The sequence below is a fragment of the Cyanobium sp. T1B-Tous genome, assembly GCF_024345475.1.
Lineage (GTDB): Bacteria > Cyanobacteriota > Cyanobacteriia > PCC-6307 > Cyanobiaceae > Cyanobium_A.
The window spans coordinates 70,250-80,673 of sequence record NZ_JAGQBE010000005.1; the positions used below are offsets into that span (position 1 = coordinate 70,250).

Consider the following 10,424-nt stretch of genomic DNA (forward strand, 5'->3'; position numbering starts at 1 on the left):
CGCCTGCGGGGCTAGGCCCATAGCCTCCGGCCCTCTGAGCCGTCGGGAGCCGGGATATGTCGGGTGCGTTGTGGCGGGCTTGCGGCCCCGTCGCCCTGCCGTTGCTGCTGCTGTCGGTGGCCGTGTTCACCGTGGGATTTGATCGGCTGGCCTTCTGGTGGCGCTGGTGGCGGCGCGGACGGCGGCCCTGGCGGGCGCTCTGCGGAGCCTTGGCTGCAGCACCATCGGCGGAGCAGCGGACGCGGCTGCTTGAGGAAGGGGAGGAGCAGATGGCCGGGGGTGAAGCCGTGCTGCAGGCCGCGGTGGTGCTGGCGCCCCTGCTCGGCTTGGTGGGCACCACGGCAGGCCTGATGGCGGTGCTGAAGCAACTCGGCCCCCAGCTGCTGTTGCCGCCCACCGCTCCCCTGGCCGGCTACGGCGACGTACTGCTGCCCACCCTGGTGGGCCTCCAGCTCACCGTGGTTTCGATGACCCTGTTGCTGCTCAACCAGAGCCTGCGGCGCTGGCAGCTGCGCCGCTGTGCGGCCCTGCCGTCGTGACGGCTCAGCCGGCTGGCACTGGCCCCTTGCTGCTGCTGGTGCCGTTCACCGCCACCAGCTTGGTGCTGCTGCTGGCGGTGGCGGCCCTGCCTGCCCTCCTGCTCCAGCCGGCCCCCCAAGTCCGCGCCGAGCCCAGTGCAGCTGCAGGGGCTGGCTGGGCGGTGGCCCGCACGGCCCGGGGGGCGTGGTTGCTCAACGGAGCCCCGATCGCCCAGGCCGGTTTGGGGCGCAGCCTGCGCGCCCGCCCCAAAGGGATCGCTGTGCTGCGGTTTCTGCCCTCAGCCGCCTTGACCAGCGGGGAGGTGGCGGCCTCCCTGGCCTGGCTGCGGCACCATTCCCAGCTGCCCGTGGTGCTCGAGCCTCAGGGGGTGGCCAGTTGAGGCCAGGGCTCTCCTATCCAGGGATCCTGGCGCTGGGCCATGGCCTTCTGGCCACGGCCCTCTGTGGTGTGGGTTTGGCCGTGCTGCTGCTGCCCCAGCGCCTGCAGCAGCAGCCCATGGCCCAGGGCGTGGTCAGTGTCCATCTGGCTGCTGATGGGCGCCTGCGGCTGTGGAATCAGCCGGTGGCATCGGCCGAGCTCGCGCGCCTGCTGGCCACGCCGTCGGTGCGGCGACGGCTGGTGCGCCTGCGGATCGTGCCCGATCCCGACACCCCCTGGGGAGAGGTGCGCCGCCTGCTCAGCCAACTCGACTCCCTGCCCCTGCCCCTTGAACTTCAGCTTCCTGCCGCTCCCCCGCCCGCTGGCTGACCCGGCGCTGCGCCGTTGGGCTCCGGCCCTGATCGCCGCCGGCCTCTGTCAGGCATGGCTGCTGTTGGCCCTGGTGCCCCCCGGGGCCGAAGGCCGGCGCTCCCGTCGCCTCGCCGCCCCCGACGATACCCCCACCCTGCTGCGCTGGAGTCGCCTGCCCAGCCAGCAGGCCGCGGCCGCGGCGCTTCCGGTGATTCCCCTGCCGGGCCTGTCGGCCCTGCCGCCGCCGCCCCCTTCCACCCTGCCCACAGAGCCCGAGGCCAGGAGTCCCGGGCCGTTGCGCCAGGGCACGCGTGCACCCAGCCAGGCCGATGGGCTGCCGGCTCAGCCGGGGGCGGCCTTCGCCCTGGTTCGCCAGGTGGCCCGGGGCGAATGGCCCCAGGAGCCCCCAAGCCCAGCCCTGGTGGCGGTGCAACGGCGCCAGTGGTGGCTGCTCCCGGCCCAGACGCGGGCCCTGGAAGCGCTTTGGACGGGGGGAGTGGAGAAGCCCTGGCCGCCGAATCTGGGCGCCGTGCCGCCGGGCGTCTCGGTGCGTCAGGTTCCCGTCACGGCGGCGGCGTCCCTATCCCTGGCGGAGCTGCATGGCCGCTCCCTGCGCAGCGGCGATGAGCTCTGGCTGCTCTGGCAGCAGGGCAGCCGTCTCTGGATCCTGCGGGGTCCTGTGGCCTTGCCAACGGACGCTGCATAACCTGGGCCATGACCCACCTCCCCACCGATCCGGCGGACTTCGCCAGCCAGGCCATCGACGGCTTTGTGCAGGCCCATCCCCGCCATGTGCGCCGTGTCGATGGCGGCGTGGTGCGGCTGGCGCCGATCCCTGCAGGCCAGGTGGGCGTGGTGACGGGTGGCGGTTCGGGCCACTACCCGGCCTTTGCGGGTCTGGTGGGTCGGGGCCTGGCCGCCGGGGCCGTGTGCGGCAACATCTTTGCCTCCCCCTCGGCGGGCCAGGTGTACCGGGTGGGGAGCGCCGTGGAGCGGGGGGGCGGCCTGCTGCTGGCCTTCGGCAACTACGCCGGCGACATGCTCCATTTCAGCCTGGGGGCGGAACGGCTTCGGCATCAGGGCATCGACGTGCGCATCGTGGCCGTCACCGATGACATGGCCAGCGCTCCTGCGGACCAGCCCGAGCTGCGGCGGGGCATCGCCGGCGGCCTGGTGGTTTACAAGATCGCCGGGGCTGCGGCCGAGGCCGGACTCGACCTCGACGCGGTGGAGCGGCTGGCCCGGAAAGCGAATGGACGCACCCGCTCCCTGGGGGTGGCCTTCAGCGGCTGCACCCTGCCGGGCGCCAGCGAGCCGCTGTTCACGGTGCCCCAGCAGCGCATGGCCATCGGCATGGGCCTCCATGGCGAGCCGGGGCTGAGCGAGGGGCCGATCGTTCCAGCCCAGGAGCTGGCGGCGCTGCTGGTGGATCGGCTGTTGGCCGAGCGGCCCGCCGAGGTGCCCCAGTCCCAGCAACGGGTGGTGGTGCTGCTCAATGGGCTGGGCAACTTCAAATACGAGGAGCTGTTTGCCCTGTTCGGCGCCGTGGCCGCAGAGCTGGACGCGGCGGGGGTGGTGATGGCCGACTGCGAATGCGGTGAGCTGGTCACCAGCCTCGACATGGCCGGGGTGTCCCTCAGTGTGTGCTGGTTGGATGGGGAGCTGGAACTCCTCTGGATGGCGGCGGCGGACAGCCCGGCCTACCGGCGTGGGGTGTTCGAGCGGCATCCAGAGGCCCCCGCGGGTGCAGTCCCAGCCGAGGAGCTGACCGTGCCAGGGGCGCCAGCTGCCACCCCTCGGCCTGTCACCGCTGGCTCCGGCACCGCCGACCAGCAGGCCCTGCTCGAGCGGATGCGTGCGGTGGAACGGGAGCTGATCCAGCGGCAGGAGGAACTCGGGGGTCTCGATGCGGTGGCCGGTGATGGCGACCACGGGCTGGGCATGGTGCGTGGCATTCAGGGGGCCCTCAGCAGTGCGGCCAACACCCTGGCCGGGGGCGGCAGCACCGCCGCGTTGTTGATCGAAGCGGGGGAGGCCTGGTCGGATCAGGGGGGTGGAACCTCCGGTGCCCTGTGGGGAGGGGCGCTCATGGCGGCCGGCCAACAGATTGCCAGCGCGGACACCCTCGATGGCGACAGCATCGCCGCCGCCGTGGCCGCCGCCCTGCAGGCCGTGATGGCCCTGGGCAAGGCCGTTCCCGGTGACAAGACGATGGTGGATGCCCTCCAGCCCTTCAGCGACCGGCTTGGGGCCGGGGTGCAGGCGGGCGAGAGCCTGGAGCAGGCCCTGCACCAGGCCGCCGCCGCCAGTTTTGAGGCGGCCCTGGCCACCGCCCAACTGCTGCCCCGGCTCGGCCGTGCCCGGCCCCATGGCGAGCGCAGCCTGGGGCATCCCGATCCCGGGGCGATGTCCCTGGCCTACAGCCTGATGGCCGCCACCAGGTCAGGGGATCCAGCAGTTAGCTCCTCGCCGCCGCCCCTGCCCTAACCGACCCTTAAACCGTGCACTACCGGCCCTTTTCCTGGCCGGGAGGAGCCCTCCATAGCGTTGCTCCAGCCCCTGGCCTGCTCCGCGATGGTGTTCACGCCTTCCCTCCAACCGGGTCGCAGCGACAGCTTCCGTGACCTGCTCGAGACCAGCTACGAGAAGCGCAGCCTGGTGCACCTGTCGGCCGGCAGCCAGGTGCCCCTGCTCAAGCGCAATGTCTGGTTGGTGGTGCGGGGCATGGTGAAGCTCACCGCCATCTCCATCCAGGGCGACGAGCTGCTGCTGGGCCTGGCCGGCCCCAACGAACCCTTCGGCGATCCCCTCACCAACGTGGAGGCCTATGCGGCCACCACCCTGGTGGATACCGATCTGCTCTGCGTCAGCTGCGAGGAGATCCAGCGCTCCCCCCATCTGGCGATGGGGCTGCTCCAGGGCATGGCGGCCCGCTACCGCCAGAGTGAGGCCCTGTTGGCCCTGCTGGGCCTGCGCCGCATCGAAGACCGGGTGCGCGGCTTCCTGGAGCTGCTCGCCAACGACTATGGCCAGCCCTGCGAGCAGGGTCTGCGTCTGCAGATCAAGCTCACCCACCAGGAGCTGGCCAGCACCCTGAGCACCACCCGGGTCACCGTGACCCGCATCCTCGGGGCCCTGCGGGATGAGGGCTGGCTCCAGATCGATTCCCAGCGGCGCCTTGTGGTGAGCCATCTCCCCCATCAGCGGAACCCGCATCGATGAGCCAGCCGCCGATTCGGCTGTTGCTGGTTCATCCCGATTCCACCGCCGGCTCCCAGCTCGAGCAGGCCTTCTGTGCGGAGGGCTTTGCGGTGCGGGGCTGCCTTGATGCCGCCGAAGCGGCCGAGCGGCTCGCCGACCCCTCGGCCTGGGACCTGCTGGTTGTTGACGGCAGCCTGGGTGAGGGCGCCGCTGGGCTGTGCCGCCAGGTGCGCAGGGCTCCGCTGCCAGTGCCGGTGCTGATGCTGGCGGCCAGCAGCGCGGAGGCCGATCGGATTGGGGGCCTGGAGGCGGGAGCCGACGACGTGCTCCCTTTCCCGTTTGGGCTGGCCGAGTGTCTGGCCCGCTGCCGGGCCCTGGTGCGCCGTCACCAGCTCGGGCTTACGCCCACCACGGTGTTGCGCTGCGGACCGGTAGCCATGCTGGTGGAGGAACACCGGGTCAGCCGGGACGGCGCCGAGGTGACCCTCTCGCCCCGGGAGTTCCGACTGCTGCGCTTTTTTCTGGAGCATCCCCGCCGGATCTGGAGCCGGGAGCAGCTGCTGGTGCGGGTCTGGGGCGAGAGCGAGGCGATTGAACTGGATCCCAAAACAGTGGATGTGCACATCCGCTGGCTGCGGCTGAAGCTGGAGGAGGACCCGGCCCGGCCGGCCCTGCTCACCACCGTGCGCGGGCAGGGGTATCGCTGTGGTTGAAGCCGCGTTCTGGGGGGTGGAGGTGGCCGGAGAGAATGGCGAGATGCAGCCGTCCTTGCTCGTCGTCGAAGACGACGAAACGATCCGCGAAACCATTCGCGAGGCCCTGGAGCTGGAGGGCTTCGCCGTGCAGGCCTGCGGCAATGGTCGCGATGCCCTGCAGATGCTGCAGCGGGCGCCGGAGGGCCAGGGCTTTGCGCTGGTGGTGCTCGATCTGATGTTGCCGGGCATGGGGGGGCTCGATGTCTGCCGCCAGCTGCGCCAGCACAGCAACCAGACCCCGATCCTGGTGGTGAGTGCCCGCGACACCGAAACCGACCGGGTGCTGGGCCTGGAGGTGGGGGCCGACGACTACCTGGTGAAGCCCTTCGGCATGCGGGAGCTGGTGGCCCGGTGCCGGGCCCTGCTGCGCCGCTCGGCCAGTCCGGTGAGCCGGGCGCGGGTGCTGGAGCACGCCAATCTCTGCCTCTACCAGGAGGAATGCCGGGTGACCCGCGATGGTCTGGAGGTGAACCTCTCCCCCAAGGAGTACCGCCTGTTGGAGCTGTTCATGCAGCACCCCCGGCGGGTCTGGAGCCGCGACCAGCTGCTCGAGCAGCTGTGGGGTATCGACTACATCGGCGACAGCAAGACCGTGGATGTGCACATCCGCTGGCTGCGCGAAAAGCTGGAGGAGAATCCTTCCGCTCCGGTGCATTTGATCACCGTGCGCGGTTTCGGCTACCGGTTTGGCTAGGTCCCTGGAGCTGGTGGTGGCGCTGGCCCTGGGGGCCGGCCTCGGGCTCGGGTTCGGCCTGCTGCTGGGCCTCTGGCGCCGGCGGGGTGGGTTGTCGCGCGGGTTGCCCCGGGCCCGGCAACTGCTGAGCTGGATGGATTCCTCCGCCACCGGCTGGATCCTGCTGGATCGCAGCGGCAGCATCGGCCACATCAATCCGCGGGCCGAACGGATTCTCCAGCTGGATGCGGGCCGGCTGCTGGTGGGCCAGCCCTTCACTGAGATCTGCACCGACCCCGAGCTGGCCAGCAGCATTCGCATCGCCCGCCGCCAGGACCGGCCCCAGCGGCTGGAATGGCACTCAGGCGGCCAGGATCTCGATGTGATGGTGGTGCCGGGCCGCGATGGCTGGCTCGGGGTGCAGCTCCAGAGCCGCCGCTCCCTCGATGCCCAACTCGAACAGCAGGAGCGCTGGGTGAGTGACGTGGCCCACGAGCTGAAAACGCCCCTCACGGCCTTGCTGCTGGTGGGCGACAGCCTGGCCGCCCAGGTCAACAGCCAGAACGCCCGGCTGGTGGAGCGGCTGCAACGGGAGCTGCTGCGGCTGCAGGAACTGGTCGGAGACCTGCTCGAGCTGTCCCGCCTGGAGAACACCCTGCCGGGGCTGGGCCAGAGAGCCACCCTGGTGGATCTGCCGTCGTTGGTGGAGCAGGTGTGGGCCAACCTGCGTCCCCTGGCCGATCCCCGCGGCATCCGCCTCGATCTGCAGGCGCCAGCCCAGTTGCAGGTTCGCGGCGACAGCTCCCGGCTGCACCGGGCCCTGCTCAACCTGCTCGACAACGCCCTGCGCTACAGCCCCGACGGCGGGGTGGTGGACGTCAGCCTCGCCCGCCGTGGGGATTGGTGCCAGATCGGGGTGGCGGATCAGGGGTCCGGTCTCAGTGAGGACGACCTGCTCCATCTGTTTGAGCGCTTCTACCGGGGGGATCCGGCCCGGGCCCGGGGCCAGCGCACCGGCAGCGGCCTCGGCCTCTCGATCGTGCAGCAGATCGCCGTCACCCACGGGGGACGCATCCAGGCCAGCAACCAACCGGACGGCGGCGCCCTGCTGGAGCTCATCCTGCCCGGTGTGGTCGCCCCTGGCCGGCCTGGCTAGCGTTGGCAAGACAGGTTCCAGGACCATGCATTTCTGGGCTCCAGAGATCGATCCATCCCACCCGATGGACTGCACCCAGGCTGAGCGCTACGCCCTCAAGCGCCTGAGCAATGGCACCTTTCTGGCCATCGCCGGTGAGGAGCAAAAGCTGGTGGATGTGGGCAGCACCAGTGAGGCGTTCCTGTTTCACACCCATGAGGCGGCGCTGCGGGCCGCCACCGAGCTCAATCGCGGCGGCCGTGGCCCCCTCGATGTGGTGAAGATCGAGTGGGAGCCGGCCTGATCAGATCAGGTCCGGATCGAGGCCGTCGGGCCACTCCTGACACGGCAGATCGCGCAGCAGGCTGAAGTCTTCGAAGGCGAAGCCCGGGCCCACGCAGCAGTGCACCAGGGTCCACGCCCCCGTGGATCGGGCCGCCTGCCAGTGGCCGGCCGGAATCACCCGCATCGGCTGTTGGTCCCCACCCGCCGGATCGAAGGGGCCCAGCCCTAGGCGTTGGCTGCGTCCGGTGTCCGGATCCTGGTGGTGCAGCTGGAGGGGGGCACCGGCCGCATACAGCCACACCTCATCGGCCCCTGCCACCCGATGCCAGCGGCTGATCTCGCCACGGGGGAGCAGGAAGGCAATCACGGTGAGGCCCCTGCGTGGGGCCGCGTCAGCATCACGCCTCACCCCATGGGCACTGCGGTGCAGTTCCCGATACCAGCCCCCTTCGGGATGGGGGCTGAGTCCGAGGGACTCGATCAGGGCCCGGGCGGTGGCGTCCATGGCGCTTCAGGATCCTGCGCGGAGCGGTTGCCCAGCTTCCCAGAAGCGGGCCATCCTGGGGGACAGTGCTGGCACCTGCATGTCACGGTTCGGGGAGTTGCTGCGGGCGGCCAACAACCTCAAGTTGCTCGCGGCGATCGGCCGCAGCGGCGGTGATCTGAGCTCGGTGGCGGATCTGGTCGACAACATGATCGACAGCCCCCAGATGGGGGATGCGGTGCGCCGCTTTCGGGCCGTGCCCGGCGGCGCCGAGATGCTCGACCAGCGCTATCCCCCCCTGCAGCCCGACATCGATCACCTGATCCAGCTGCCTGAGGGCAGCCTGGGCCGCGGCTATGCCGAGCTGATTCGCCGGCTCCACTACGACCCCGAGTTCTTCCGGCCGCGGCCCACCACCACCGAGGCCCAGTGGCTCACCCAGCGGGTCGCCACCACCCACGACATCCACCATGTGGTGAGTGGCTTTGGCACCATGCCCGCGGGCGAGAGCGGGGTGCTGGCGATCACCGCCGCCCAGATCGGCTTCCCGGCCTACGTGTTGCTCACCACCGCCGGCCAGCTGGCCAGCTTCCGCTTTCAGCTCGAGCGCTTCGAGGAGCTCAGCCGCGCCATGGCCCATGGCATGGCGATCGGCCATCAGGCCCAGTGCCTAGTGGCGGCCCGCTGGGAGGAGGGCTGGGAGCGCCCCATCAGCGACTGGCGGGAGCAGCTGGGCCTGCGGGACCCCGCCGATGGCCGCTCCTACGGACTGGCGTGACCGCAGCCCAGGCCATTCCTAGGCTGCCCCCGGCGCCCGCCCGTTTCCCCCACTCCCGTTTCCCCTACCCCCTCGGATGACCAGCATCTACGCCGACAACAGCCTCACGATCGGCAAGACCCCCTTGGTGCAACTCAATCGGGTGACCGAGGGGTGCCAGGCCCGGGTGCTGGCCAAGGTGGAGGGCCGCAACCCCGCCTTTTCGGTGAAGTGCCGCATCGGCGCCGCCATGATCTGGCGGGCGGAACAGGAGGGCCTGCTCGGCCCCGGCAAGGAGTTGGTGGAGCCCACCAGTGGCAACACGGGCATCGCCCTGGCCTTCGTGGCGGCGGCCAAGGGCATTCCCCTCACCCTCACGATGCCGGAAACCATGAGCCTGGAGCGGCGCAAGTTGCTCACGGCCTATGGGGCCCACCTGGTGCTCACCGAGGGCCGCATGGGCATGTCCGGAGCGATCGGAGCGGCCCAGGAGATGGCGGCTTCCGATCCCGACCGCTACGTGCTGCTGCAGCAGTTTTCCAACCCGGCCAATCCCCAGATCCACCACGACACCACCGGCCCGGAAATCTGGACCGACACCGACGGCCAGGTGGATGTGCTGGTGGCGGGGGTCGGCACCGGCGGCACGATCACGGGTGTGAGCCGCTACATCAAGGGCACCCTCGGCAAGCCGTTGGTGTCGGTGGCGGTGGAGCCCAGCAACAGTCCCGTGATCAGCCAGGCCAAGGCGGGCCAGGAGCTCAAGCCGGGGCCCCACAAGATCCAGGGCATCGGTGCGGGTTTTGTGCCCACCAACCTCGCGCTCGACCTGGTGGATCGGGTCGAAACCGTGACGGACGAGGAGGCCGTGGCCATGGCCCGCCGCCTGATGAAGGAGGAGGGCATCCTGGCCGGCATCTCCTGTGGTGCGGCCACCACCGCAGCCCTGCGCCTGGCCCGGGAGGACGCCTATGCGGGCAAGACGATCGTGGTGGTGCTGCCCGATTCCGGCGAGCGCTATCTGAGTTCGGTGTTGTTTGAGGGGGTGTTTGACGAGAAGGGGCTGGCCGCCGGCTGAAGCCCGCCCTATAACGACCGCGGTCTGTGCTGCTTGCTGACTTGGCAGACGTCGACACCCAGCCCAGCCCGCCTGCACCCACGCCGGATTCCGTGCCTACCTCCGTTGCGCCCGTTCCCTCTCCGTTGGAAGAGGCCCCTGCCTTGGAGGCGATCCCGGAGCTAAAGCTCGCCGAATCGCTCGAGCCCGAGCCCCTCAAGGCTGAGCCTCTGAAAGCTGAGCCCCTGAAAGCTGAGATCCCGGTGGCCTCCGCGGCACCCCTGGCCCAGCAGGCTCCCCTTGGGGAGACCCCGGGGCTGCCCCTGCAGTTCCTCAACCAGCTGCTGCAGAAGCTGGGAGCCACCCGCCTCCAGTCGCTCGCCGACCTGCTGCCCGCCGCCCGCCTCCTGGCCCTCGCGGCCCTGGCCGGGATCGCCCTGCGGCTCACCGGCGCCACCCTGGGGGCGATCAACGAGATTCCCCTGTTGGGGGGCCTGCTGGAGCTGGTGGGCCTGGTGGCCCTGCTCAACTTCCTGGCCCGCAATGCCTTCAAGCAGCAGAAGCGCGCCGAGCTGCTGGAGCGCATTCGCCAACTCCGCAGGAACCTGATCAGCTGAGCAAACCGGTTCCCTCTGGCAGGGTCAGGACAAGCTGTTCATGATGAAACCGTCCGCATCGCTGATGGTTCCGTGCTGCTTTCGGCCAGCCAGCCCATCTGGTCACTCCCGGTGGAGGCGGTGCCGGCGGCGCTGCAGAGCACACCCCAGGGCCTGAGTCAGCTCGAGGCCCAGCGGCGCTTGGAGCGGTT

The 10,424-nt window shown here is 70.4% G+C and carries 14 protein-coding genes; 13 read left to right on the plus strand and 1 reads right to left on the minus strand.

The features are described 5' to 3' along the window. The first annotated feature begins 56 nt into the window (after positions 1-56). The 10 genes from KBY71_RS02355 to KBY71_RS02400 all read left to right on the plus strand — a co-directional run bounded on the left by KBY71_RS02355 (position 57) and on the right by KBY71_RS02400 (position 7,337). Complete coding sequence (locus KBY71_RS02355; protein WP_254927389.1) at positions 57-539, plus strand: MotA/TolQ/ExbB proton channel family protein; 483 nt, start codon at positions 57-59, stop codon at positions 537-539. Continuing rightward, positions 536-919, plus strand: a complete 384-nt coding sequence (locus KBY71_RS02360) for a hypothetical protein (protein WP_254927390.1) — start codon at positions 536-538, stop codon at positions 917-919. The genes KBY71_RS02355 and KBY71_RS02360 overlap by 4 nt, the downstream gene beginning before the upstream one ends. Next, positions 916-1,287 (plus strand): hypothetical protein, encoded by a 372-nt coding sequence (locus KBY71_RS02365; RefSeq protein ID WP_254927391.1) that lies wholly within the window; start codon positions 916-918, stop codon positions 1,285-1,287. The genes KBY71_RS02360 and KBY71_RS02365 overlap by 4 nt, the downstream gene beginning before the upstream one ends. Then, on the plus strand, positions 1,247-1,975 hold the full coding sequence (locus KBY71_RS02370) for a hypothetical protein (protein WP_254927392.1): 729 nt from the start codon (positions 1,247-1,249) through the stop codon (positions 1,973-1,975). Before KBY71_RS02365 ends, KBY71_RS02370 begins: the two co-directional genes overlap by 41 nt. Before the next feature lie 8 nt (positions 1,976-1,983). Then, positions 1,984-3,756: a dihydroxyacetone kinase family protein gene (locus KBY71_RS02375; protein ID WP_254927393.1), complete on the plus strand. Its 1,773-nt coding sequence runs from the start codon at positions 1,984-1,986 to the stop codon at positions 3,754-3,756. An 87-nt stretch (positions 3,757-3,843) separates the two neighbouring features. Further along, entirely contained in the window at positions 3,844-4,491 is a 648-nt protein-coding gene (locus KBY71_RS02380) for a Crp/Fnr family transcriptional regulator (RefSeq protein WP_254927394.1), read from the plus strand. Continuing rightward, complete coding sequence (locus KBY71_RS02385; RefSeq protein ID WP_254927395.1) at positions 4,488-5,183, plus strand: winged helix-turn-helix domain-containing protein; 696 nt, start codon at positions 4,488-4,490, stop codon at positions 5,181-5,183. The genes KBY71_RS02380 and KBY71_RS02385 overlap by 4 nt, the downstream gene beginning before the upstream one ends. A 43-nt stretch (positions 5,184-5,226) precedes the next feature. Continuing rightward, a complete protein-coding gene (locus KBY71_RS02390; protein ID WP_190388861.1) occupies positions 5,227-5,919 on the plus strand; it encodes a response regulator transcription factor in 693 nt (230 codons plus the stop codon). Then, positions 5,912-7,054: a cell wall metabolism sensor histidine kinase WalK gene (locus KBY71_RS02395; RefSeq protein WP_254927396.1), complete on the plus strand. Its 1,143-nt coding sequence runs from the start codon at positions 5,912-5,914 to the stop codon at positions 7,052-7,054. Before KBY71_RS02390 ends, KBY71_RS02395 begins: the two co-directional genes overlap by 8 nt. A gap of 64 nt (positions 7,055-7,118) precedes the next feature. After that, positions 7,119-7,337, plus strand: coding sequence for a hypothetical protein (locus KBY71_RS02400; protein WP_254927397.1), 219 nt, complete (start codon positions 7,119-7,121; stop codon positions 7,335-7,337). Here KBY71_RS02400 and KBY71_RS02405 read toward each other — a convergent pair whose 3' ends face one another. Continuing rightward, positions 7,338-7,823 carry a cupin domain-containing protein gene (locus KBY71_RS02405; RefSeq protein ID WP_254927398.1) on the minus strand — a complete coding sequence of 162 codons (486 nt, stop codon included), beginning with the start codon at positions 7,821-7,823 and terminating at the stop codon, positions 7,338-7,340. It abuts the gene before it with no gap. A 79-nt stretch (positions 7,824-7,902) separates the two neighbouring features. On the opposite strand from KBY71_RS02405, the gene KBY71_RS02410 reads away from it, so the two are divergent. From KBY71_RS02410 to KBY71_RS02420, 3 genes are all read left to right on the plus strand, one after another. Then, entirely contained in the window at positions 7,903-8,580 is a 678-nt protein-coding gene (locus KBY71_RS02410) for a Coq4 family protein (protein ID WP_254927399.1), read from the plus strand. Positions 8,581-8,656: 76 nt separating this feature from the next. Further along, on the plus strand, positions 8,657-9,637 hold the full coding sequence (gene cysK / locus KBY71_RS02415; RefSeq protein ID WP_254927400.1) for a cysteine synthase A: 981 nt from the start codon (positions 8,657-8,659) through the stop codon (positions 9,635-9,637). Between the two features lie 92 nt (positions 9,638-9,729). Next, the gene (locus tag KBY71_RS02420) at positions 9,730-10,233 is read left to right on the plus strand and encodes a CAAD domain-containing protein (protein WP_254927401.1); all 504 of its coding nucleotides are present in this window, start codon (positions 9,730-9,732) and stop codon (positions 10,231-10,233) included. Positions 10,234-10,424: the final 191 nt, after the last annotated feature.